A 23,846-nucleotide genomic window follows, 5' to 3' on the forward strand; every position below is an offset into this window, starting at 1 on the left:
CGCACGCCCGCCCCGTCATTCCACCGTCGAGGAGCCTTGACATGAACCTGCGACTGACTTGGTGCGATTCGCTGCACGACGCCGCGTTTCCGGCCGACGAGTACGAGCAATTGCGTCAACGCCTGCCTGACAGCACCCCGTTCAACCACCTGGGCTGGCTGCGCGCGGCCGAAGACGCCCTGCAGCCCGGCCAGCGGCTGCAGGTGCTGCTGGGTTATTGGCACGAACGGTTGTGCCTGTGCCTGCCGCTGGTGCGCGAGCAGGAACGGGCCGGCCCCCTGTCGGTGCCGGTGGTGCAGCACCTGGGGCATCCCTTGAGCGACCGGATCGCCTTGCTGATCGATCTGCCGCCCGCCTTGGCCGGGCGTGTGCTGCAAGCGATCCGCAAACACCTGCCCCATGCCGTGCTGCGCCTGAGCGAAGTGCCCGACGGCACCCCGCACCGCAGCTGGCTGGACACCTGGGCCGCGCGCAGTTCGACCTTCGAGCGGCGCCTGACCTGCCAGGTGCCGGTGCACCGGATCAGCGACGCCGACCGCCAGGAAGTCAGCGGCGATCCCCGCTACAAGCTGCGCCGCGCGCGCAAGCGTATCCAGGCCAGCGGCGCCAGCATACGCCGGGTGATCGCCAGCCCGGAGACCATCGAAGCCCTGCTCGACGCGGTGAGCGCCGTCGAAGCGGTCAGCTGGAAGGGCGACGACGAGGTCGGCATCTTCTCCGGTGCACAGCGCCGTCAGTGGATGTACCAGGCCTTCACCGCCCTGGCCCGCGAGGGGCTGGTCTGCCTGGTGCTGCTGGAACTCGACGGGCGTTGCATCAGCTACCGGCTGGGATTGCTGGAGCGCGGGCGCGTCTACGACTACAACCTGGCGTTCGTGCCGGAGTACCGTGACCTGGGCAGCGGCCGTGTGCTGCTCGAGGAGTTCATCCACTGGGGGCTGGACGCCGGTTGGGAGTGGGTCGACGCCTCGCGGGTCAGCCTGGCCAACTCCAGTCACCAACTGCACGAACGCATGACCGGCCAGGTCGATCAGTGGCGCCTGAGCTGCTACAGCTGGCGTCTCGACGGGCTGCTGCTGGGCGGTGCCCTGCGTGGCTGGCGCTGGCTCAAACCGCACCTGGCCCGGCGCCAGGCCGCCCAGCCCGTTCCCACCCCTTCCTCCCCCCTTGCCAAGGAACAACCGAATGCCGTCTCTGGTCATCGTCAACGCTGACGACTTCGGGCTCGATGCGCCCACCAACGCCATCATCCTGCATGCGTTCCAGCGCGGCGTGATCAGTTCGGCCACGGCCATGGCCAACATGCCGGCCTTCGCCGAGGCCTGCGTGCTGGCGCAACAGCCTGCCTTGCGCGACCGGATCGGGCTGCACTTCAACCTGACCTACGGTCGCCCGTTGGGCCGGGCCCTGCTCGACCAGCCTCGGTTCTGCACGGCGGACGGCGAGCTGGACCTGTGCGTACCCCGCCGCGCGCTGCGGCTGAGCGCTGGCGAGCGCGCAGCGGTCATGGACGAGTTGCACGCCCAGTGGCAGCACTGCCTGGCCCAGGGCCTGGTGCCCAGCCATATCGACTCGCACCAGCACGTGCACAATATCTGGCCGATCGGCGCCATCGTCGCCCGTTTCGCCCGTGAACGCGGCGTGCCGATCCGCCTGGCGCGCAATGTCGGCAGCAACATCGGGCTCGTCAAACGGGTCTTCAAGACGCTGCTCAATGCCCGCCTGAAACGCCTCTGTGGGGTGACCGCCGACCATGTCTGCACGCCCGCCGACCTCACGTCGAGCCGCGTGCCCGCCCAGGGAATCCTGGAGGTGGTGGCGCACCCCAGCGCCCTGGCCCACGGCGACATCGGCGATGAATACCTGGCGCCAGGGGAATCGCTCACGCAGGTACTCGCCCGCCACTTGGACGGTGTGCCGGCCTTGAGCTATGGCCAGCTTGGCATCAAGACCCGACCCGTGCGCCAACCGGTACGCCCCTGGGCCGATTCGGGCAGCGCCGGGTAGCGCATAGCCACTGCACGTCATCGTCTGCACTGCCGTTCACTGGGGTCGCCCTCACTTCAGGAGACCCTACCGTGCACTCACTCGACGCACTCAACCCGCATCAGGACCTCATCCGTCAGCAACTGCCCGCCTGGAGCCGGTACGCCGGTCGCGCGCAGTGGCAGGCATTGCTCGACAGCCAGACGCCCGAGCAGGGCTTGCCAGGCCAGGAAGCCGCCTGGTTCGCCAACGCCGCCCCCGACCTGCGCGAGGCGGTCCTCGCCAGCCAGGCCGTGCGGCGTCAGGCCGAGCAGGCCTTGGCGCGCAGCCTCAGGGGGCTGCAGCAGATCAATGCGTTCGCCGAACCGTTGCTGCGCGAACGCCTGGCTGGCGTGCCTGGCCTGACCGGCCCGCTGGAGTATTACCAGCTGTTGCAGGTGCGCCGGACCTGGCACTGGCAAGGCGCCTGCTACCTCTACAGCCATACGCGCTGCGGTCTGCTCCAGGCCGCCCTGCAGAATTTTGCCGACGACGTCGTGTTCGACGCGCCCTCGGCGGTGGCCCGTCGGGAGGCCATCCAGGTCACGCCGATCACGGTCCAGGGCTCGGTGTTCGTCAGCCCGGACCTGCCCGGCGCACCGCTCGACCTGCCGTCGGAGCGCTACCAGGTCGACCCGTCGCCCCTGACCGCTCACGCCTTCGCCGACCTCTGTCGCCAGCTCGACCTGGGCGGGCGTTACCAGGCGCACCTGCGCGCCCACCTCGAGCCCGCCCACGACGGCGCCCGCGTGCGCGCGCAGCGCCTGGCCGTGCACCGGGCCCACCTGCAGGTGGCGAGCGACCTGGCCTACCTGCGCCATCGGCTCGACGGCGTCACGCACGACGAGATCGCCGGCTGGCTTGCCGGCGCGCCCATCACGGCCTGGCGACTGAGCCTGTTCGGCATCGACCTGCATGAAGTGGTGGTGCTGCACACGAACGCCGCCGGCCTGCTGCTGTACCTGCCGGGTCGCCCGATGGCCCTGCGCAGCGTGGGCGATGCGACGCGCCTGGGTGACGTGCTCGGCGCGCTGCTCGACGATGCCGGAGAACGCGCGGCCTTCATGATCTACGTCCCCCTGGCGCAGCGCGCCGCGTTCACCCGCATCCTGCGACAGAACCTGGGTGATCGCCTGCCGGTGCAGCAGTACCTGCTCGATGAAGGCCTGTTCGACTGGCTGCACCAGGACCACCTGCACCGCCTGTACGACGAGGCCCGGCAGATCGCCGTGCCGACCGCCCAGGCCGACGAGGCAGCGCACCGCCGACGCCTCGCCGACCTCGAGCATCTGGGGCTCGACGTGCTGACCGTGGCAGGGTTCTTCATCCCGGTCGTCGGCACCTGCCTGCTGACCGTCACCGCCTGTCAGTTGCTCGACGAGGTCTACGAAGGTTACGAGGCCTGGACGATCGGTGACCGGGAACAGGCCCTGCGCCACTGCCAGGCGGTGGGCCTGAACCTGCTGCTGATGGCGGGCCTGTACGGGGTCGGCCAGGTGGTCCCGAAGCTGTTCAACAGCCGGTTGATGGAGACGCTGGACGAGGTGCGCCTGGACGATGGCCGCCTGCGGCTGCGGCTGCCGGACCTGGACGGCTATGCCAGCGATGTCGGCCTGCCCGACTCGCTGATGGCCGATACGCAGGGTCAGTACCATCTGGCAGGGCGAGTCTTCGTGCGTCTCGAGGGCCACGTGTACGAGCAGACCTGGGATGCGCGCCTGGGCCAGTGGCGGATCGTCAAGCCCGGTCGGCCCGAGGCCTATCGCCCGGTGATGCAGCACGACGGCCAAGGCGCCTGGTGGGTCGAGCACGAGCAACCGCTGGCGTGGTCGCCGCTGCGTCTGGTACAGCGTCTCGAGCCAGGCCGCGGGGCGCTCGACGAGGCCGAGGTACGCCTGGCCAGCCTCTTCGCTGGCGTCGACCCCGCCCAGTTGCGCCGGGTCTACCTGCGCGGCGAGCCGGCACCGGCGCTGTTGCTCGACAGCCTTGATCGCCTGAGCGCGGCGCGTCAGGCGCAGGCGCAGCTGGCAACGGCACCGCAGGCCGCGTGGACGACGGCATTCGAACAGGTCTACCACGCCGCCGCGCCGGCCGATGCCGCCGTGGTTCGGTTGTGCCAAGCCTACCCACGCCTGTCACGCCCGCTGGCCGAACGCCTGTTGCGACGCCTGAGCAGCGCCGAGCGCCAGGCCTGGTGCGAGGACGGCCAGCTGCCAGCGTTCTGCCTGCAGACGGTGCGCGAGATCGACGACGCGTTGCCGCTGACCCGTGCCCTCGAGGGGCTGTATAAGCCACGGCTGGCCAGCCGCGCCAGCGAGACGTTGCTGTTCGCCTGCTTGGAGCGTTCGCCGCGCTGGCCGGAGCCGCTGCGCCTGGAATTGCGCGACGCCAGCCCCGACGGCCCGACCCTGGCCAGCGCCGGCCGTGCGCAGGCCACCGAGGTGCGGGTGCTGCTGCGCGTCCCTGGTGGTTACGAGCCCTGGCGGGGCGACCGTCCTGCGCCTCCGACACCCCGTGCAGACCTGTGCCTGGCCACCCTCGACGCCTTGACCCCCGTGCAGCGCAAGGCGCTTGGCCTGGGCGATGCCGAGGCGCTGCGTGAAACCGTCGCCCGGCAGGTCACCGTCTCGCGAGCCACACTGTCCCGCTACCTGAACCGCTCGCTCGGGGAGCGGCCTCGCCTGCGCGGCGGACTGCGCGGCGGCGCGCCGACCGACTACCCGGTGGCGTCGCCGCTGCGCACCTCCCTGCGCGAACGTTATCGCCGGCTCTACCCGCGCGTCTCCGACGATGCCTTCGAACGGCAAGTGCGCGCCTGGCAAGCCGCACTGCGCACGCCGGAGGTCGAGTTGCGTCACCTGGAAGCGCGGTTGCAGTCGTTGCGTGAAGACCTGGCCCACTGGGTCGGCACTTCGCCAGGCCGTCAGCGGGCCGCCCAGAGGTTGATCAATGCCTGGCGCGGCGACCTCGACCTCCCCCTGGCCGATGGGCAGGAGGTGGCCACGTTGAGCCTGGCGGGACTCGAGCTTGAGGATGCCGACCTGGTCTCGCTCACCCTGCCAGACGACTTCGGCCACATCCGTCAGCTCGACTTCAGCCGCAACCGGGCCCTGACCCGACTGCCGGCCACGCTGCTGGCGCGCTTCCCCCGGCTGTATACGCTGCGTCTGGCCGACTGTCGGCTGGCCCACCTGCCGCAGGTCGCGACCCCGACGGAGCTGGCCTGGCTGGACCTGCAAGGCAATCGCATCACCTGGAGCGCCGAGGACCAGGCACGCCTGGACCACTACCCGAACCTGCGGCTGCTGGACCTGTCCGAAAACCCGCTGATCGATGCGCCCGACATCACCCGCCTCCCCCTCCTGCATAGCCTGCACCTGGTCAGGTGCAGCCTCACGCAACTTCCCGAGGGCCTGGCCAGTCTGCACGAACCGCTGGCCCTGGACCTGAGCGAAAACCAGTTCACCCACCTGCCCGATGACCTCGATCTGCCGGAAGACACAGGTCGTGCCCTGCGCCTGGAAAGCCCGTGGCTGTCCGCTCGCGTGCATCTGCAGATCGCCGATTATCATGCCCGCACAGGCATCGACCTGCTGGTGGCCGACGTCGAGTACGAGGACTTGCTCGACGAATCGTCGCCCCAGGACTGGCAGATCTGGACCGAGCTGCCGCTGGACTACAGGCGGTCGCTCCGGGTGCTGGTGGAGAGCGAGTTCTTCCTGCGGCATCCCGAGCAGGCAAGAACCGAACTGTGGCGCCGGCTGCGTCGGCTGCAGGCCGACCCGGCCCTGCGTGCTCAGGTCCTGGCGCAACCTGCGGGCCTGATCATGCAGCTACCGATCTGAACCCGACCATTGCAAGCCTGGAGGCTTTGCTGGAAGCTTCGTGCACCCCTTGGCGACTGGCACGGAGCATGGCATGCGGATCATCGAGAAAAGCGGCGACCCGGTACGCAGTCTGACGCTGGCCGAAGAGGACCTGCTCGCCGGCTTCGCCACCGCCACGTTGAGCGGGCCGCGGGTGTTGCAGGCCAACCAGCTGCTGATGACGGTGCGTAGCGCCGGTCAGTGGCTGGCCTGCGACTGCCGCCCCGACGAGGCGCCGGTGCTCAATGTCACGCTCAACGGCCACACCGGCACGCTGTTTCTGAAGAACAACCCAGGCACGCCCGATCATGCGGTCGGTTGCCCGTTCACCAAGGACGAACGTGAAGAGGCCGAGCGTGCGCAGCAGCCCCAGGCGCCGGCCGCCTGGCTGCCACCGGACACGCCGCTGCAGCTGATCGGACCGTACCGGTCCGGCGTCGCCAGTGGCGCCGGACCACGCGTCGAGGGTGGCGAGCGGCGCGATCCCCAGCGCCTGCTGTCGTTGCTGCTGACCTGGATCGAAGCCAGTGGCCTGAACCTCTACGCCACCTCCCTCAAGCGTGACCTCACCGGCCAGTTCGCCGAGCTACGCCGGGTGGCGGCGCGCTATCCGCTGCTCGAGCGGGTGCCAGCCAGCAACTACCTGGAAACCCGCCTGGACATGAAGCACATGATGATGCTCAAGGCGCGGTTGCGCGAGGCCACGGTGTTCGGCAGCCAACGGCGGCATGGTCTGCTGCTCGACTGCATCGACACGGTCAAGGCACGCAAGGTCTTCACCACCCGTGACAGTGCCGGTATCGATGTGCAGGGGCATCACCTGTTCTGGGGCGGCGCACGGACGGCCGGGCCCTTGCTGGCCCTGGCGGTGTATTCGCCGGCGACGCCAGGCAGCCAGTACTACGAGGTGATCCACGTGGCCAGCGTGCCGGTGCTGTCGCGCAGCCAGCTGTTCCCGGTGTACCGCGACGAGGAACGCGAACCGCTCAAGGCACTGGTGTCGCTGATCGACTGGATGGCGGGCAAGGGCGTCAAGGTGCAGATGCGCCGCCCGGTGATCGGCGCGGCGGTGATGGACGAGCTGGTGCTGACCTCCGACCGGGACCGGGTGCTGTCGGTGTCGCTGCTGGAGCAGCCCATCGGTCCGGAGCCGGACAGCGAACACTTCAAGCGCTACGCGGATTTCAAGAGCCTGGAGACGTTCCGCCGGTTCGTGGCGGGGTTCTTCATGCGGGAGCGGTGAGGCGGGCGTGGCTATCCGGGTCGTATTGACCTGACTGAAAAGCGTGCCTGATCCTGTGGGCCTTGCAGGCCCAATCGCGGCCGGTCCGGCGCCACGGCAGGGGCCCTCCACAAGCTGCTCGCGCAGCCATGCCTACACCAACAGGCTGCAGCGGTTTGGGTGGGAGCTGGCTTGCCAGCGATAGGGCCTTGTCAGGCGTCGCCTGCATCGCGGGCAAGCCCGCTCCCACAAGCTGCTTGCGCAGCCATGCCCACACTGAACTGACAGGCTGCAGCGATCTGGGGGGGAGCTGGCTTGCCAGCGATAGGGCCCTGTCAGGCGCCGCCTGCATCGCGGGCAAGCCCGCTCCCACAAGCTGCTTGCGCAGCCATGCCGACACTGAACTGACAGGTTGCCGAGACCTGGGTGGGAGCTGGCTTGCCAGCGATAGGGCCTTGTCAGGCGTCGCCTGCATCGCGGGCAAGCCCGCTCCCACAAGCTGCCTGCGCAGCCATGCCGACACTGAACTGACAGGCTGAAGCGGTCTGGGTGGGAGTCCACCCGTCGCCTTGGCGCCGCGCTGTCGCGCAGAGAACATGGCGATAGCTAGCAGGGTCCGGGGCTTTACTGCTCATCGATTTTAGGGCCGCTTTGCGGCCCATCGCGGCCGGTCCGGCGCCCCGGCAGGGGCCGCTCCTACACCCGTAGCCCCACCGCTCGGGGTTGCAGGCTATCGCGGTCACCTGTGGGAGCGGCCCCAGCCGGGGCGCCGGACCGGCCGCGATTGGGCCCGTAGGGCCCATGAAACCCGTCAATTTCATCTGCCAGATCAGCGCTGCGATCAATGGCGCTCACACGATGAGGATCGAAGAATCCCTGAAACCGCCCTCATCAATGCTCCTCCGCATACCGACTCCTACCCCAGAAACAACCGGTACGCCGGATTCTCCGTCTCATCCCAGTAGTCGTACCCCATGTCTGCCAGGGCTGCCGGCAGGCCCGGCTGTTCATCCTCCGGCACCTCCAGCGCCACGAACACCCGGGCCTGCGCCGCGCCGTGGTTGCGGTAGTGGAACAGGCTGATGTTCCAGCGTCGGCCCAGGCGCTCCAGGAACCCCAGCAACGCCCCGGGCCGCTCGGGAAACTCGAAGCGCAGCACGCGCTCGGACGCACCGGGCGCGGCATGCCCGCCGACGGTGTGGCGCACATGCAGCTTGGCCAGTTCGTTGTCGGTCAGGTCCAGGACTTCGTAACCCTCGCCACGCAGGGCCTCGATCAGGCGTTCGCGCGGATCGCGCTGCGGATGCGTCTGGACACCGACGAACAGGCGCGCGTCCTTGCCAGGGTGGTAGCGGTAGTTGAATTCGGTGACCTGACGATTGCCCAGCGCCTGGCAGAACGCGCGGAAGCTGCCGGGCCGCTCGGGTACGGTGACGGCGATGACCGCCTCGCGCTGCTCGCCCAGCTCGGCTCGTTCGGCCACGTGGCGCAGCCGATCGAAGTTGATGTTGGCGCCCGAATCGATGGCCACCAACGTCTGCCCCCGGACCCCTTCACGGGCCACGTAGCGCTTGATCCCGGCCACCGCGAGCGCGCCGGACGGCTCGGTGATCGAACGGGTGTCATCGTAGATGTCCTTGATCGCCGCGCACAGCTCGTCGCTGCCGACGGTGATGACCTCGTCGACGAAATGCCGACACAGGTCGAAGCAATGCGCGCCGACCTGGGCCACCGCGACACCGTCGGCGAACGTGCCGACCTGCGGCAGGATCACCCGCTCACCGGCCGCCAAGGCTGCCTGCAGGCAGTTGGCATCGTGCGGCTCCACGCCGATGACCTTGACCTCCGGGCGCAGGTACTTGACGTAGGCGGCGATCCCGGCGATCAGCCCGCCACCACCGACCGGCACGAAGATCGCATCCAGCGCACCGGGCTGCTGACGCAGAATCTCCATGGCCACGGTGCCCTGCCCGGCGATCACGTCCGGATCGTCGAACGGCGGCACGAAGGTCGCCCCCTGCTGCCGGGCCAGGGCCAGCGCATGGGCCAGGGCCTGGGGGAAACTGTCGCCGTGCAGGATCACCTGCCCGCCCCGCGAGCGCACGCCTTCGATCTTCAGTTCGGGGGTGGTGGTCGGCATGACGATGCAGGCCTGCATGCCCAGGTGCCGGGCTGCCAGCGCCACCCCCTGGGCATGGTTGCCGGCGGACGCGGTGATCACCCCCCGTGCACGTTGCTCAGGCGTCAGCCGTGCCAGCCGCGTGTAGGCGCCGCGGATCTTGAAGGAGAACGTCGGTTGCAGGTCCTCGCGCTTGAGCAGCACCTGGTTGCCCAGACGCGCCGACAGCGCCGAAGCAGCCTGCAGCGGTGTTTCGAGGGCGATGTCGTAGACCGGGGCGGCGAGAATGCGGCGGACCTGCTCCGACAGCAGCTGGCGGACGGGATCGGGAACGGAAGGCGGGGTGCCGAAGCAGGTCATCGATGACTCCTGGTCGTTTCATGGGCCCGGGAGTCGGTCGAAGAACCCGCCTCCAGGGCGGGTTCGGTGCACGTACGCGCTAGCCCGCCAATTCGATGATGGCGGTAATAATCAGGGCGAGTGCGTGGCACGGCGTGAAGGTGTTCATGGGGTCGGACGTTAGCCTGCGCCACGCCCGGCCGTCAACACCCTGTGCACGGTCGACTCAGCGTGGGACGCCTGCCGTGGCGGCAGGCAGACGGATACGGAAACACGCGCCACCGAGCGCCGAGGGCATGACGTCCAGGGTCCCGCCCTGGCTTTCGATCGCCCGTCGGCTGATCGCCAGGCCCAGGCCAAAGCCGCCGGTGGCGCGATCGCGGCTGCGGTCAAGCCGGTAGAACGGCTGGAAGATCCGCTCGCACTCCTGCACCGGCACCCCGATCCCATCATCTTCCACCGTCAGGCGACAGGTGCCATCGGCCTCCAGCACCAGGCTGACGCACAGGTAACGGTCACAGTAGCGCATGGCGTTGCGCACCAGGTTCTGCACGGCGCGGGCGGTCAGCCGAGGGTCGAGCACGAAGGGGCGCAGGTCGTCCCCCAGGCGCACGTCCCACTGCACACCTCGGTTGTCCAGTTCCTCGGCAAACGCCCCGAGCACGCTGTCGAGCAACGCCGGCAGGTCGACCTCGACCTGTTCGCGCGCCTGCTCGGCGTCGTGCAGGCGGCTGTAGGACAGCAGCTCCAGCACCAGCGCATCCAGCTCGCGCACATGCCCGACCATGTCCAGCAGGCGCTTGCGGCTGCCGGCGGGCACTTCGTCGAACAGCAGCACCAGACCGAAGTCCAGCCGCGCCAAGGGCGTGCGCAGCTCATGGGAGACCGCGTCGAGCAGTTCACGCTGGTGGTTCAGGTGGCGTTCCAGGTCGCTGGCCATGGTGTCGAACACGCTGGCCAGCTCACCAATGTTGGAATGCCCGCCGATCCCGGTGCGCGCCGCCAGCTCCCCCCGCCCCAGGCGCCGGGCAGTGTTCTTCAGCCGCTCCAGATCACGCCAGTGCGGCCAGACCCAGATCAGCAGGCAGCCCAGCAGTGCCGCGCCGATCAGCACCGTGACACCCCAGGACAGCACATTGATGTCCAGCGGATCGGGCGGTGAATGCAGGCGGACCAGCCACGTCTCGTTCAAGGGCGCCAGGATGGTTTCGTAGTAGCCCCACTCGCCGACGCGGACCGTGAACAGGCCCTGGTCCAGCCGCGCACGCTCGGCTGCCGAAAGCGCCGCCTGATCGCGCCGCAGCACCTGCAACTGCAACGGCGCGAAGTCCTCGGCCAGTTGCTGCTCGACCGCGCCCCAGCGGGCTTCGGGCACCTGTTGGAACTGGCGGACCACCAGCGCCTGCACGCCCTTGGCCTGCTCCAGGTTGTAGGCCATGAAACGCGCCTGGAACGTGCCGTAGATCGCCTTGGGCACCAGCAGCAGGGCCCCGGCATAGGCGATGATGATCAACAGGTACAGCCGTACCAGCAGCTTGAGCATGGTCGATCAGCACTCCCACTCGCTACGGCTGAACAGATAGCCCTTGCCCCACACCGTCTTGATCTTGCGCGCTTCCTCGGCATTGTCATCGAAACGGCGGCGCAATTTGGAAATCGCCACGTCCACCGAGCGGTCGGTGCCGTTGAACTCGATCCCGCGCAGCTGCTGGAGAATGCGGTCACGGCTGAGCACTTCACCGGCATGCCGGGCCAGCACCACCAACAGGTCGAACTCGCCCCGTGACAGCTCCACCGCGACACCGCCCCAGGTCACGTGGCGCTCGGTCAGGTCCAGGCACAGACCGCCGATGACGATGCGCGTCGGGTCCTGACGAGGCTCGTGAAGGCTGCTGCGGCGCAACAAGGTGCGCACGCGCGCCAGCAGGACCCGTGGCTCGCACGGCTTGGTCACGTAGTCGTCGGCGCCCAGCTCGAGCCCCAGCACCTGGTCATGGCTGTCGTCCTGGGCAGTCAGCATGAGGATCGGCAGGCTCTGCGAGGCCTGGCGCAGCTGGCGACACACCTGCAGACCGTCGAGCCCTGGCAGCATGAGGTCGAGAATGACCAGATCGGGCGGGTCGCGGCGTACGTCGTCCAGCACCTGGTCGCCGCGGGCCAGGCAGCGGACCTGGAAGCCGTTGCGGTGCAGGTAACGGGCGATCAGTTCGGACAGCGCGCTGTCGTCTTCGACCAGGAGCAGAGTGGACATGGGGGCGATCACATGGCGTCGAAGGCAGGCAGGATAAAGAATCCTACCGCTGTACCGGATATTTCTTCACACTTTTTCACACATGACCTACAGAGGTTCACAGGCCTGACCGGGCCCAGTGACGTAGCATGGCAGCGTTGCCCAGGCAGGTGGCGCAGGGTCACCGACGCGCCACTGCCTGCAACCCTTCGCGCCGCGTTGTGCGGCGATTGGCATGACCCTTTTTCGGACCCTCTCTATGTTGCCCTTGCCTTGCACCTTGCGCGCCTGCGCCGTGGCCCTGTCGGCCCTGCTGTGGCTGACCGGTTGCGACGACGCCGCCGAGCCGACGCCGCCGACGCCGCCTGCCGAGGTACGCGTCGAAACCCTTCACACCCAGCCGCTGGCCATCAGCAGCGAACTCAACGGGCGTCTGCGCGCGCCCCGGGTCGCCGAGGTGCGGGCACGGGTGGCCGGCGTGGTGCTCGAGCAGGTGTACCGCGAGGGCAGTGACGTCAAGGCAGGCGACGTGCTGTTCCGCATCGACCCGGCGCCGTTCAAGGCCGACCTCGACAGCGCCCAGGCCGCCGTCAAGCGCGCCGAAGCCACACGCTACCAGGCGCGTCTGCAGGCGCGGCGTTACGCCGAGCTGAGCGAGGTCGAAGCGATCAGTCGGCAGGAGTACGACAATGCCCGCGCCACCCTGATGCAGGCCGACGCGGCTGTGGCCGAGGCCAAGGCGGCGTCGGAGCGGGCCCGGCTGAACCTGGGCTATGCCACCGTCACCGCCCCGATCGCCGGGCGCATCGGGCGTGCCCAGGTCACCGAGGGCGCCCTGGTCGGCCAGGGCGAGACCACACCGCTGGCGACCATTCAGCAGCTCGACCCGATCCATGCCGATGTCACCCAGTCGCTCGGCGAGCTGACCGCGCTGCGCCAGGCGCTGCGGGATGGCGAACTGCGCAAAGCGAACGATGCGGTGGCCACGGTCACGCTGGTACAGCCCGACGGCAGCGTCTACCCGCACAGCGGCACGCTGCTGTTCACCGACCTGCAGGTTGACCCCAGTACCCAGCAGGTGACCTTGCGCAGCGCGTTCCCCAACCCCGACCTGGACCTGCTGCCAGGCGGCTACGTGCGCGTTCGCCTGGCCCAGGCGGTCCAGCCCCAGGGCCTGAGCGTGGCCCAGCGTGCGATCCTGCGCGACAGCGCCGGGGTACCGAAGGTGCTGGTCGTGGACGGCGACGATCGCGTCAGCGAACGGACGCTGGTGCTGGGCAGCGCCCAGGGCGACCGCTGGGTAGTGCTCGAGGGCCTGAAGGCCGGCGAACGCGTGGTGCTCGAAGGCCTGCAACACGTCAAGTCCGGCGATCGCGTGCAGATCGCCAGCGAGCCGACGTCATCGGCGTCCGCCGCCACCGCGCCATGAGGACCTGAACATGCCGAATTTCTTCATCGACCGTCCGGTGTTCGCCTGGGTGGTCGCGCTGTTCATCCTGCTGGCCGGTGCCCTGGCCCTGCCGCAGTTGCCCGTGGCCCAGTACCCTGACGTGGCGCCGCCGCAGATCGAGATCTATGCCGTCTATCCAGGCGCCTCGGCGGCGACCCTGGACGAGAGCGTGGTCAGCCTGATCGAACAGGAACTCAACGGCGCCGACCACCTGCTGTACTTCGAGTCGCAGAGCAGCCTGGGCAGCGCGACCATCAAGGTCAGCTTCGCGCCGGGCACCAACCCCGACCTGGCCCAGGTCGACGTGCAGAACCGCCTGAAGGTGGTGGAGTCACGCCTGCCACGCCCGGTGACCCAGCAAGGCCTGCAGGTGGAGAAGGTCTCCACCGGTTTCCTGCTGCTGGCGACCTTGACCTCCGCGGACGGCCGTCTGGACGAGATCGCCCTGAGCGACTACCTGGCACGCAACGTGATGAACGAAGTGCGTCGTCTCGAAGGCGTCGGCAAGGCGCAGCTGTACGGCTCGGAACGGGCCATGCGGGTCTGGATCGATCCGCGCAAGCTGATCGGCCTGGGCCTGACGCCCACCGACGTGGTCGACGCCATCACTGCGCAGAACGCCCAGGTGGCGCCCGGCAGCATCGGTGACCTGCCAGGTCGGCCAACCCAGGAAATCACCGCCAACGTCATCGTCAAAGGGCAATTGAGCGACCCGGCCGAGTTCGCCGCGATCGTGCTGCGGGCCAACCCCGACGGGTCCGTGGTGACCCTGGGCGATGTCGCCCGTGTCGAGATCGGCGCGCAGGAATACCAGTACGGCACGCGCCTGAACGGCAAGCCTTCCAGCGCCTTCGCCGTGCAGCTGTCGCCCGGCGCCAACGCCATGGAGACCGCGACACGGGTGCGCGAGACGCTGGAGCAGCTGTCGCGCCAGTTTCCGGCGGGCGTGAAGTACGACATCCCCTACGACACGTCGCCCTTCGTCAAGGCCTCGATCAAGCAGGTGATCATGACCCTGTTCGAGGCCATGGTGCTGGTGTTCGCGGTGATGTACCTGTTCCTGCAGAACCTGCGCTACACGCTCATCCCCACCTTGGTCGTACCCGTGGCCCTGGCTGGTACCTTCGCCCTGATGCTGGCGCTGGGGTTCTCGGTCAACGTGCTGACGCTGTTCGGCATGGTGCTGGCCATCGGCATCCTGGTCGACGATGCCATCGTGGTGGTGGAGAACGTCGAGCGCATCATGGCCGAGGAAGGCCTCGGCCCGCGGGAGGCGACGCGCAAGGCCATGGGCCAGATCAGCGGCGCGATCATCGGCATCACCCTGGTGCTGGTGGCGGTGTTCCTGCCGATGGCCTTCATGAAGGGCTCGGTGGGGATCATCTACCAGCAGTTCTCGGTGTCCATGGCGGTGTCGATCCTGTTCTCGGCGTTCCTCGCCCTGAGCCTCACGCCGGCCCTGTGCGCGACCCTGCTCAAGCCGGTTCCTGCCGGCGGCCATGGCCACCGCCGCGGCCTGTTCGGCGCCTTCAACCGCGGTTTCGAGCGCCTGAGCGGCGGTTACCAGCGCTGGGTCGGCCAGGCCCTGGCGCGCACGGGCCGCTACCTGCTGGTGTACCTGGTGCTGCTCGGGGTATTGGGGTACGGCTTCAGCCAGTTGCCCAGCGCATTCCTGCCCACCGAGGACCAGGGCTACACCATCACCGACATCCAGCTACCGCCGGGCGCCAGCCGGATGCGCACCGAACAGGTGGCTGCACAGATCGAGACGCACAACGCCGGCGAGCCGGGCGTGGGCAATACCACGCTGATCCTGGGGTTCAGCTTCTCGGGCAGCGGCCAGAACGCCGCGCTGGCGTTCACCACCCTCAAGGACTGGGCCGAACGCGGCGTGGACGACGGCGCCCAGGCCATCGCCGACCGTGCCAACCAGGCGTTCAGCCAGTTGAAGGATGCGATCGCGTTCTCGGTGCTGCCGCCGCCGATCGATGGCCTGGGTGAGTCGGGCGGTTTCGAATTCCGCCTGCAGGACCGGGGTGGCCTGGGTTACCAACAACTGATGCAGGCGCGCGACAGCCTGCTGGCCCAGGCTGGGGACAGCGCCCTGCTCACCAACGTGCGCGAAGCATCGCTGGCCGAAAGCCCGCAGGTCGAACTGCAGATCGATCGCCGTCAGGCCAATGCGCTGGGCATCGCCTTCAGCGACATCGGCACTGTGCTCGACACGGCAGTGGGCTCGACCTACGTCAACGACTTCCCCAACCAGGGGCGCATGCAGCGGGTGGTGGTGCAGGCCGAAGGCGACCAGCGCAGTCAGGTCGAAGACCTGCTGAAGATCCACGTGCGCAATGCCAGCGGCAAGATGGTGCCCCTGGCAGCCTTCGTCCAGGCGCGCTGGGTCAGCGGCCCGGTGCAGCTGACCCGCTACAACGGCTATCCGGCCGTCTCGATCTCCGGCGAGCCGGTGGCCGGGGTGAGCTCGGGGCAGGCCATGGCCGAGATCGAACGCCTGGTGGCCACGCTCCCGACCGGGGTGGGCCTGGAATGGACGGGGCTGTCGTTGCAGGAGCGGCTGTCCGGCAACCAGGCGCCGCTGCTGATGGCCCTGTCGCTGCTGGTGGTGTTCCTGTGCCTGGCGGCGCTGTACGAAAGCTGGTCGATCCCGACGGCGGTGCTGCTGGTGGTGCCCCTCGGCATCCTCGGCGCCATGCTGGCGGTGAGCCTGCGCGGGATGCCCAACGACGTGTTCTTCAAGGTCGGGTTGATCACCTTGATCGGCCTGTCGGCGAAGAACGCCATCCTGATCATCGAGTTCGCCAAGCACCTGCTCGACCAGGGCCACGACCCGGTCGATGCCGCGCTCCAGGCGGCCCGTCTGCGCCTGCGGCCGATCGTGATGACCTCGCTGGCCTTCATCCTCGGCGTGGTGCCCCTGGCCATCGCCGGGGGCGCCGGCTCGGCCAGCCAGCAGGCGATCGGTACCGGGGTGATCGGCGGCATGCTCAGCGCCACGCTCGCTGTGGTCTTCGTGCCAGTGTTCTTCGTGGTGGTGACGCGCCTGGCGCAACGCCGCCGCACGGCCACGGCCCCTGCGACGCCGGAGGCTGAACGCTGATCTGGACAAGCCACGCCTGACATGGGAGGGTTTGCGCAGTCCGTGCCAGGAAACCCGCCCATGTCCACCGCCCTACCCCCCTACTCAGTGCTGATCATCGCCGGAGGGCGCGGGCAGCGCATGGGCGGTCGCGACAAGGGGCTGGTGGAGTGGCAGGGAGAACCGCTGGTGGCGCACCTGCATCGCGTGGTGCGTCCGCTGACCGACGACCTGGTGATTTCCTGCAACCGCAACGCAGTGCAGTATGCCGCCTATGCCGATCGGTGCGTGGCCGATGCCGAGGCGGACTTTCCGGGCCCGCTGGCTGGCGTGATCGCCGGGCTGGCCGCCACGCGTCACGCCTGGACCGTGTTGCTGGCCTGCGACACGCCTCGCCTGGACCGCCAATTGATCGACGCCATGGTGGGCCTGGCGGTGGCCCATGACCAGCCTGCCATGGTGCGCCAGGGCGGCTACTGGCAACCGATGTTCAGCGTGTTGCCGCGCACGGTGCTGCCTCGCCTTGAGCAGGCCTGGGCCCAGGGCGAGCGGAGCTTGCAGCGGATCCTGCGACAGATGCCCGTGCAGGCGCTGGATTGTGCCGAGGGCGATGCGCGGCTGGATAACTTCAACAGCCCGGCATGGTTGTAGGACACCAGGGTGCGGATCGGGCGTCGTCATCCCGCCTTGGCAGCTGCGGACATGACGAACTCGACCGCGCTGCCCCTGCGCACCCTCACCCCGCCCGCACCACACCCTGCCCCACCTTCTCCAGCAACTCACCGATCTGGAACGGCTTGATCAGCATGTCCATGCCCTCGCCCAGGAACGCCTGGCGGTCCAGGGCGGTCTCGGCGTACCCGGTCATGAACAACACCGGCAACGTCGGCTGCAAGGCCCGGGCGCGGTCGGCCAGTTCGCGGCCGCTCAGCACCGGCAACCCGACGTCGGTGAGCAGCAGGTCGATGCTATCGTCGGCTTCCAGGTGCATCAACGCCTGGGCCGCGCTCTCGGCCAAGGTGCAGCGGTAGCCGGCATCGCGCAGCACTTCGGCCACCGACAGCCGCACCGAGGCCATGTCCTCGACGATCAGCACGTGCTCGCCCGCTCCGTGACGATCGGGCAACGGCTCGGCGCGCACGTCGGCCGCCGGTTGCGCACTGGCCGGCAGCATCAGCATCACCTCGGTGCCGCGCCCGATGGTACTGCGAATGGCCACGTGGCCGCCGGACTGGCGGGCGAAGCCGTAGATGGTCGACAAGCCCAGGCCGGTGCCCTGTCCCAAGGGTTTGGTGGTGAAGAACGGGTCGAAGACCTTGTCCAGCACCCCAGGATCGATCCCGGTGCCATCATCGCGCACGGTCACCGTGACGTAGGTGCCATCCACCAGGTTCGGATCGCCCAGCGCCCGGGTGGTCGCGGTCTCGACCCAGATCCGCCCACCCCGGGGCAAGGCATCGCGTGCGTTGATGACCAGATTGAGCACCGCGCTTTCCAACTGCACCGGGTCGACCAGGGCCACCACCGGCTGCGTGCTCAGTTGCAACCTGAGTTCGACCCGTTCGCCAATGGTGCGCCCCAGCAGTTCTTCGAGCGACTGCACGTGTTCGTTGACGTCCACCGGCCGGGTGTCGAGCGGTTGCTGACGGGCGAAAGCCAACAGGCGATGGGTCAGGGCCGCGGCGCTCATGGCCGAGTTCAAAGCGGCCTCGGTGTACATCGGCACCCGCTCGCTGCGGCCATCGGCCAGACGTTTGCGGATCAGCTCCAGGCTGGTGATGATGCCGGTGAGCAGATTGTTGAAGTCATGGGCGATCCCCCCGGTCAGGCGCCCCAGGCCATCCATCTTCTGCAGTTGCAGCAACTGCGCCTCGGTCCGCGCACGCTCGGCCACTTCATGGGCCAACTGGGTGGTGGCGTCATCGAGCCGGGCCAGGTGCGAGCGTTCGCGGTGGCGGTGTTCGGTGACGTCTTCGATGAACGCCAGGCTCAGGCCCTGCTCACGGTAGGGCGACAGCTGCCATTCGGCATCACGCCGTTCGCCCTGCACGTTCATTACCAGGGTGCCCTTCCAGCGCGTGCCTTGCACCAGGTGCGCGCGAAAGTCGTCCAGCACGGCAGCCTGGCCTGGAGCAAAGCAGGCCTCGAGGCGTTCATGGCCGTGGTTGTCCTGGATCATCTCGGCGAAGGCTTCGTTGCACTCGTGCACCTTGAAGTCGGCGTCGAGCACGGCGATCGGTGCCGAGACGTGGGTGAAGATCTCCCGAAAGCGCGCTTCGCTTTCACGCAGTGCGCGTTCGGTATCACGCACCCGCAACAGCGTGCGCAAGGTCGCCAGCAGCACGTCCGTGTCCACCGGGTGCACCAGGTAGGCGTCGGCGCCAGCGTTCAGGCCGGTGATGATGTCGCCGGTCATGATCGAGGCGGCCGACACATGGATCACGGGCAGCAGCGCGGTCCGGCTGTCGGCGCGCAGGCGGCGCACGATGTCGAAACCGCTCATGTCCGGCAGGTTGACGTCCAGGATCAGGGCATCGATCGGCTGGCTGTCGAGCAGCGCCAGGCCCTCGGTGCCGGTGGCCGCCTCAAGGATCTGGTAGCCGTGCTGGTCCAGTCGACGACGCAAGGCGTAACGGGTAGCGGCGTTGTCGTCGACGATCAGCAGGCGAACGTCAGAGACCATCGTCGCTCTCCTGGGCCAGCGCCAACGGGATGATCACCGAGAAGGTCGAGCCGACGCCGGGCACGCTTTCGACCCTGACGCTGCCCCCGAGCAGGGCGGCGAACTGCTTGCACAGCGACAGCCCCAGGCCGGTACCGCGCAGTTTCTTCTGCAAGGGCGAATCGACCTGGGCGAAGTCCTCGAACAGGGTGCCATGCAGCTCTTGGGCAATGCCGATGCCGGTATCGCTGACGGCGAAGCGCACTTTGTCGGCGCCCTCGAGTTGGGCCGAGATGCGCACTTCCCCGCGCACGGTGAATTTCACCGCGTTGGAAATGAAGTTGCGCAGGATCTGCGCCAGCTTCTTGTCGTCGGTGTACAGCCGGGGCAAGCCCACGGGCTCTTCGAAGATCAGGTCGACCGCCTTGGTGTCGACGATCGGCCGGAACATCCCGCGCAAGGCGGCGAACAGGTCGAACATGTCGAACCAGGCGGGCGAGATGGTGATGCGCCCCGCCTCGATCTTGGCCAGGTCGAGCAGGTCGTCGACCATGTCGCTCAGCTCGCGCGAGGCGTTGCTGATGAAGGCCACCTGCTTGTGCTGCTCGGCGCTCAACGGCCCGTCGAGTTCGTCGGCCAGCAGGCTGGTGATGCTCAGGATCGAGCCCAGGGGCGTGCGAAACTCGTGGCTCATGTAGGACAGGAAGCGGCTCTTGAGGTCCGAGGCCTGGCGCAGCTGCTCGGCCTGGGTATCCAGCTCGGCATAGAGCGCCAGCACGCCCTGGTTGGTCTCGTCGAGCTCGGCGCGCAGGGCCTCGTTCTCGGCCAGCAGGCGCTGGTTCAGCGCGGCCTGTTCGGTGGCGTTCGCGCAGGGCTCAGCCATGAGGGCTCTCCAGGTCGATGATCAGTACGGTCACGTCATCGCGTCCTCGGCAGAAGTCGCGGTGCAACACGGCAGCGATCACGGCCGGATGGCAATGCACCAGGCCAGGGTAGTCGTTGAGGTTCCAGCGCGACTGCAAACCATCGCTGTGCAGGATCAGCCAGCGCGCGCTGGGCTCAGCGTAATCGAACACATGCACCTTGCGGTAGTGCCCGCCGACGATCCCGGGGTGCGAGGCCAGCCCTTGGCTACGGGTGCCCTCGATCAGGCTGGCGCTGATGTTGCCGATACCGGCGAAGCTGAAGCGCCGCTGGGCCCGCTCGTAGCGGGCCAGGGCCACGGCGCCGCCACGGGTACCGGTCATGGCCTGGTGCATCGCACCGATCGCGACCTGAAGGTCGGCGAACGGCGCGGCCTCGAACACGTCGGCACCCGCGCGCGCCGCCTGTTCGGCATCCTCGCCGTGGCCCAGGCCATCGATGACCAGCGCGGCGATGCCCTGTTCGGTCAATGCCAGCGACCAGGTATCGCCACACGCCGGGTCATCGTGCAGCGAATGCTGGCTGACGCCGAAACGCAGATCGACACAGGCGCCGGTCCGAGGGTACAGACGCGCCAGCACCACGGTGCCACGGGCGTCGCTGTAGTGGTCGCAGACCTGTGTCAGGCGCGAGATGCTGCCCAGGCCCAGGCCTTGGGTGCCACAGGTGGAGTAGCCATCGGTCATGCACACGGCGGCGTCGAACCCTTGGCCATGGTCGATGGCCAATAACTCGAGGCCGCTGGCTGAAGGTCCGGGCAGCGTGCGCACGTGCAGCACGCCTTGCCCTGCATGCTTGAGCAGGTTGGTGGCCAGTTCGGTGACGACCAGCGCGGCGCGTCCGGCGTCCGTCTCGTCGAACCCCTGCTGCTCGGCCAGACGCTGGACGCTGCGCCGGGCATGACCGACCTGACTGTCGTCGTCGATCACCAGCACCTGGGTCAGTGAAGCCGAAATGATCATGTCCATCGGGTGATCGTGATCCGAGTGCCCTCGCCGGGCGTGGTGTCCAGTTCGAATTCATCGACCAGGCGACGTGCGCCGGTCAGCCCCAGGCCCATGCCGTTGCCCGAGGTCCAGCCGTCGGTCATGGCCAGCTTGAGGTCGGGAATGCCGGGGCCTTCGTCGCGGAACAACAGGCGCACCCCTACCTGCACGCCATCCTCCAGCACGCTCCAGTCCATGTCGCCACCACCGCCGTAGACGACCGTGTTGCGGGCCAGCTCACTGACCGCCGTCACCAGCTTGGTCAGGTCGACCAGGCGCATGCCGGCCTCGCTGGCCAGCTTGCGCACCAGTTGCCGGGCCAATACCACGTCCTGCTCGAGGCGCACCGGCAGCGTTCCGCTGTCGCGCACCCTCATCGCGCGTTCACCCGCAGGCGCAGCTGCGCCATGCCGCGCTCGACGTTCAATGCCGTGCTCACACCGGGCAAGGTCAGGCCCAGTTCGACCAGGGTGATGGCCACCGCAGGCTGCATGCCCACCACCATGGTCTCGGCGTCCATGATGCGGGCCAGCGCAGAGATGTTGGCAATCATTCGGCCGATGAACGAATCGACCATGTCCAGGGCGGAGATGTCGATCAGCACGCCACGGGCGCCGGTTGCACTGATGCGCTCGCTCAGGTCGTCCTGCAGGCGCAATGCCAGCTGGTCGTACATGTCAACCTGGATGGTCACCAGCAGGAACTCGCCCATCTGCAAGATCGGGATGCGCTCCATGCCGTTACGCTCGCTTGCCGATGTCGACGCCCAGGCGGCTGAGCGCCAGCTTCAGGGCATCGGCCAGGCTGGCCTTGGTGGTCAGGGCACCGAGGTCCAGCCCCAGGTGCACGATGGTCTGGGCAATCTGCGGCCGCACGCCACTGATGATCGCATCGGCGCCCATCAGGCGGATGGCCGTGACGGTCTTGAGCAGGTGCTGGGCAACCAAGGTATCGACCGTGGGCACGCCGGTGATGTCGATGATGGCAATTTCCGCACCGGTGTCGACGATGCGCTGGAGCAGCGACTCCATCACGGTCTGGCTGCGCTGCGAGTCGAGGGTGCCGATCAGCGGCAGGGCGAGCACGCCGTCCCACAGTTTGACGACCGGCGTCGACAGTTCGAGCAGCTCTTCCTGCTGGCGCTTGATCACGCCCTCGCGGGATTTCTGGTAGGTCCGCAGGGTGTGCAGGCCAAGGCTGTCGAGCAGCTCCGACACGCTGAGCAGCTGGCTGGCCAGCTCGTTGGGCTGATCGCGCAGGGCTTGCTGCAGCAGGCCGAACAGCGGGCCCTTCAGGGCGAAGATGAACGAGGCGGCCTGATGCGAGTCATGCCCTTGCTGCGCGCGCGACGCCGAAAGCTTGTCGAGGAAGCGCCGCGTCTGCTCCCAATGGACGGAGCCGACATCGGCGTCACCGCTCAGGCCATCGAGCAGCAGTTGCAGAAACTCGGTGGTCTGCTGGCGGACGTCGTGTTCCCGCAGGTTGCGCGTCGCACCGCGGGTGTCGAGGTCGGCGATCCAGTCGTTCAACAGTTGCGCCTGGTGCTGCTTGAGGGTGTGCAACGTGCTGTCGTGCAGTACTGCCATGGTGCGCTCCTGAATGATGGGGGTGGTCCCTGCCAATGGGCATGGGCCAACGTGCTGACAGTGACCACCGCGCCACGAATTAGTTGTGTACGCGGTTAAATAATTGCATCGGGCCATCTTAACCTACGGCACAACGGTTTGCCGCTGCGCACGAACCCATGTCATACCTGTGCGGTCCACCGTTTCACGCGACCTTTTTCGATCACAGGAGACCGATTGCATGAGCGACACCGACTACGTTCCCCCACGCGTCTGGAAAGCGCCCTCCTCGCCCGATGGCAAGTTCGCCAGCACCAACCGCGCCGTGGCAGGCCCGACCCACGACAAGCCGCTGCCGACTGGCAAGCACCCCTTGCAGTTGTATTCGCTGGCCACCCCCAATGGCGTGAAGGTCACCATCGCCTTGGAAGAGCTGCTCGCCCTGGGACATGCAGAGGCCGAGTACGATGCCTGGCTCATTCGTATCGGCGAGGGCGATCAATTCTCCAGTGGTTTCGTCGGCGTGAACCCCAATTCCAAGATTCCAGCCTTGCTCGACCGCAGCGTCGAACCGCCGGTGCGGGTGTTCGAGTCCGGCTCGATCCTGCTGTACCTGGCAGAGAAGTTCGGCGCCTTGCTGCCCCGCGAACCTGCCGCACGCACCGAAACCCTGAACTGGCTGTTCTGGCAGATGGGCTCGGCGCCTTACCTGGGGGGTGGCTTCGGGCACTTCTATGTCTATGCACCGCAGAAGATCCAGTACGCCATCGATCGCTTCAGCATGGAGGCCAAGCGTCAGCTGGACGTGCTGGAACGGCGGTTGGCCGAAAGCGCCTACCTGGGCGGTGACGACTACAGCATCGCCGACATCGCGGTCTGGCCTTGGTACGGGCAACTGGTGCTGGGCAACCTGTATGGGGCGGCGACCTTCCTGTCGGTGCAGGAGTACCCGAACGTGCAGCGCTGGGCCAAGACCATCGCCGAGCGTCCAGCGGTCAAGCGAGGGACGCGGGTGAACCGGGTATGGGGTGAGGAAGACGGCCAGGTGCCGGAGCGGCACTCGGCAGCGGATCTGGATTGACCGACGGTTGACCGCAGTGCCGGCTTGCCCGCGATGGCGGTGGCAAACCCGACACATGGCCGCCAGATTGAACACTGGTCTGTCAGCCCTGGGGTGAATGCGCAGGCCCTATCGCTGGCAAGCCAGCTCCCACAGGTACCCATTTCAAGCAGGCGGCAGCACGAGGGCTCAGCCACCTGTGGGAACATTGGCCTGTCAGCTCAGAGGTGAATGCACAGGCCCCATCGCTGGCAAGCCAGCTCCCACAGGTAGCCATTTCAAGCAGGCAGCAGCACGATGGCGC

17 protein-coding genes are annotated in these 23,846 nt (G+C 67.9%); 8 read left to right on the forward strand and 9 right to left on the reverse strand.

Features of this window, described 5'->3' with window-relative positions:
* The first annotated feature begins 41 nt into the window (after positions 1 to 41).
* The 4 genes from APT63_12125 to APT63_12140 all read left to right on the forward strand — a co-directional run bounded on the left by APT63_12125 (position 42) and on the right by APT63_12140 (position 7,134).
* Positions 42 to 1,214, forward strand: a complete 1,173-nt coding sequence (locus APT63_12125) for a cellulose biosynthesis protein (protein AMA46309.1) — start codon at positions 42 to 44, stop codon at positions 1,212 to 1,214.
* Positions 1,186 to 2,007: a hypothetical protein gene (locus tag APT63_12130; protein ID AMA46310.1), complete on the forward strand. Its 822-nt coding sequence runs from the start codon at positions 1,186 to 1,188 to the stop codon at positions 2,005 to 2,007. The genes APT63_12125 and APT63_12130 overlap by 29 nt, the downstream gene beginning before the upstream one ends.
* 71 nt (positions 2,008 to 2,078) lie before the next feature.
* Positions 2,079 to 5,870 (forward strand): hypothetical protein, encoded by a 3,792-nt coding sequence (locus APT63_12135; GenBank protein ID AMA46311.1) that lies wholly within the window; start codon positions 2,079 to 2,081, stop codon positions 5,868 to 5,870.
* 73 nt (positions 5,871 to 5,943) lie between these two features.
* On the forward strand, positions 5,944 to 7,134 hold the full coding sequence (locus tag APT63_12140) for a hypothetical protein (protein AMA46312.1): 1,191 nt from the start codon (positions 5,944 to 5,946) through the stop codon (positions 7,132 to 7,134).
* 895 nt (positions 7,135 to 8,029) lie between these two features.
* On the opposite strand, the gene APT63_12145 is transcribed toward APT63_12140, so the two are convergent.
* The 3 genes from APT63_12145 to APT63_12155 all read right to left on the reverse strand — a co-directional run bounded on the left by APT63_12145 (position 8,030) and on the right by APT63_12155 (position 11,822).
* A complete protein-coding gene (locus tag APT63_12145; protein AMA46313.1) occupies positions 8,030 to 9,592 on the reverse strand; it encodes a threonine dehydratase in 1,563 nt (520 codons plus the stop codon).
* 205 nt (positions 9,593 to 9,797) lie between these two features.
* Positions 9,798 to 11,114 carry a histidine kinase gene (locus APT63_12150; GenBank protein ID AMA46314.1) on the reverse strand — a complete coding sequence of 439 codons (1,317 nt, stop codon included), beginning with the start codon at positions 11,112 to 11,114 and terminating at the stop codon, positions 9,798 to 9,800.
* Positions 11,115 to 11,120: 6 nt separating this feature from the next.
* Positions 11,121 to 11,822: a two-component system response regulator gene (locus APT63_12155; protein AMA46315.1), complete on the reverse strand. Its 702-nt coding sequence runs from the start codon at positions 11,820 to 11,822 to the stop codon at positions 11,121 to 11,123.
* Between the two features lie 247 nt (positions 11,823 to 12,069).
* Between APT63_12155 and APT63_12160 the strand changes: the two genes are divergently transcribed.
* The 3 genes from APT63_12160 to APT63_12170 are packed head-to-tail and all read left to right on the forward strand — an operon-like array spanning position 12,070 to position 16,996.
* Complete coding sequence (locus APT63_12160; protein AMA47878.1) at positions 12,070 to 13,230, forward strand: efflux transporter periplasmic adaptor subunit; 1,161 nt, start codon at positions 12,070 to 12,072, stop codon at positions 13,228 to 13,230.
* 10 nt (positions 13,231 to 13,240) lie between these two features.
* The gene (locus APT63_12165; protein AMA46316.1) at positions 13,241 to 16,366 is read left to right on the forward strand and encodes an acriflavine resistance protein B; all 3,126 of its coding nucleotides are present in this window, start codon (positions 13,241 to 13,243) and stop codon (positions 16,364 to 16,366) included.
* A gap of 60 nt (positions 16,367 to 16,426) precedes the next feature.
* Positions 16,427 to 16,996, forward strand: a complete 570-nt coding sequence (locus APT63_12170) for a molybdenum cofactor guanylyltransferase (GenBank protein ID AMA46317.1) — start codon at positions 16,427 to 16,429, stop codon at positions 16,994 to 16,996.
* 85 nt (positions 16,997 to 17,081) lie between these two features.
* Here the strand turns inward: APT63_12170 and APT63_12175 are convergent, their stop codons facing one another.
* Genes APT63_12175 through APT63_12200 form a run of 6 tightly spaced genes read right to left on the reverse strand, consistent with a single transcriptional unit; the run spans position 17,082 to position 22,503 of the window.
* Positions 17,082 to 19,028 carry a hybrid sensor histidine kinase/response regulator gene (locus APT63_12175; protein AMA46318.1) on the reverse strand — a complete coding sequence of 649 codons (1,947 nt, stop codon included), beginning with the start codon at positions 19,026 to 19,028 and terminating at the stop codon, positions 17,082 to 17,084.
* On the reverse strand, positions 19,018 to 19,890 hold the full coding sequence (locus APT63_12180; GenBank protein ID AMA46319.1) for a histidine kinase: 873 nt from the start codon (positions 19,888 to 19,890) through the stop codon (positions 19,018 to 19,020). Before APT63_12180 ends, APT63_12175 begins: the two co-directional genes overlap by 11 nt.
* Positions 19,883 to 20,893 carry a transcriptional regulator gene (locus tag APT63_12185; protein ID AMA47879.1) on the reverse strand — a complete coding sequence of 337 codons (1,011 nt, stop codon included), beginning with the start codon at positions 20,891 to 20,893 and terminating at the stop codon, positions 19,883 to 19,885. The genes APT63_12180 and APT63_12185 overlap by 8 nt, the downstream gene beginning before the upstream one ends.
* The gene (locus APT63_12190) at positions 20,890 to 21,294 is read right to left on the reverse strand and encodes an anti-sigma regulatory factor (GenBank protein ID AMA46320.1); all 405 of its coding nucleotides are present in this window, start codon (positions 21,292 to 21,294) and stop codon (positions 20,890 to 20,892) included. Before APT63_12190 ends, APT63_12185 begins: the two co-directional genes overlap by 4 nt.
* Entirely contained in the window at positions 21,291 to 21,653 is a 363-nt protein-coding gene (locus APT63_12195) for an anti-anti-sigma factor (GenBank protein ID AMA46321.1), read from the reverse strand. Before APT63_12195 ends, APT63_12190 begins: the two co-directional genes overlap by 4 nt.
* A gap of 4 nt (positions 21,654 to 21,657) precedes the next feature.
* Complete coding sequence (locus APT63_12200; protein AMA46322.1) at positions 21,658 to 22,503, reverse strand: polyvinylalcohol dehydrogenase; 846 nt, start codon at positions 22,501 to 22,503, stop codon at positions 21,658 to 21,660.
* Positions 22,504 to 22,723: 220 nt separating this feature from the next.
* Here APT63_12200 and APT63_12205 point away from each other — a divergent pair, with 220 nt between their 5' ends.
* On the forward strand, positions 22,724 to 23,563 hold the full coding sequence (locus tag APT63_12205; GenBank protein ID AMA46323.1) for a glutathione-dependent disulfide-bond oxidoreductase: 840 nt from the start codon (positions 22,724 to 22,726) through the stop codon (positions 23,561 to 23,563).
* The last annotated feature ends 283 nt before the right edge of the window (positions 23,564 to 23,846 follow it).

The organism is Pseudomonas monteilii, assembly GCA_001534745.1.
Lineage (GTDB): Bacteria > Pseudomonadota > Gammaproteobacteria > Pseudomonadales > Pseudomonadaceae > Aquipseudomonas > Aquipseudomonas alabamensis.

Coding starts and splice junctions, on each gene's coding strand:
- APT63_12125 (AMA46309.1), top strand. CDS start 42: ATGAACCTGCGACTGACTTGGTGCGATTCGCTGCACGACGCCGCGTTT.
- APT63_12130 (AMA46310.1), top strand. CDS start 1,186: ATGCCGTCTCTGGTCATCGTCAACGCTGACGACTTCGGGCTCGATGCG.
- APT63_12140 (AMA46312.1), top strand. CDS start 5,944: ATGCGGATCATCGAGAAAAGCGGCGACCCGGTACGCAGTCTGACGCTG.
- APT63_12145 (AMA46313.1), bottom strand. CDS start 9,592: ATGACCTGCTTCGGCACCCCGCCTTCCGTTCCCGATCCCGTCCGCCAG.
- APT63_12150 (AMA46314.1), bottom strand. CDS start 11,114: ATGCTCAAGCTGCTGGTACGGCTGTACCTGTTGATCATCATCGCCTAT.
- APT63_12155 (AMA46315.1), bottom strand. CDS start 11,822: ATGTCCACTCTGCTCCTGGTCGAAGACGACAGCGCGCTGTCCGAACTG.
- APT63_12165 (AMA46316.1), top strand. CDS start 13,241: ATGCCGAATTTCTTCATCGACCGTCCGGTGTTCGCCTGGGTGGTCGCG.
- APT63_12170 (AMA46317.1), top strand. CDS start 16,427: ATGTCCACCGCCCTACCCCCCTACTCAGTGCTGATCATCGCCGGAGGG.
- APT63_12175 (AMA46318.1), bottom strand. CDS start 19,028: ATGGTCTCTGACGTTCGCCTGCTGATCGTCGACGACAACGCCGCTACC.
- APT63_12180 (AMA46319.1), bottom strand. CDS start 19,890: ATGGCTGAGCCCTGCGCGAACGCCACCGAACAGGCCGCGCTGAACCAG.
- APT63_12185 (AMA47879.1), bottom strand. CDS start 20,893: ATGATCATTTCGGCTTCACTGACCCAGGTGCTGGTGATCGACGACGAC.
- APT63_12190 (AMA46320.1), bottom strand. CDS start 21,294: ATGAGGGTGCGCGACAGCGGAACGCTGCCGGTGCGCCTCGAGCAGGAC.
- APT63_12195 (AMA46321.1), bottom strand. CDS start 21,653: ATGGAGCGCATCCCGATCTTGCAGATGGGCGAGTTCCTGCTGGTGACC.
- APT63_12200 (AMA46322.1), bottom strand. CDS start 22,503: ATGGCAGTACTGCACGACAGCACGTTGCACACCCTCAAGCAGCACCAG.
- APT63_12205 (AMA46323.1), top strand. CDS start 22,724: ATGAGCGACACCGACTACGTTCCCCCACGCGTCTGGAAAGCGCCCTCC.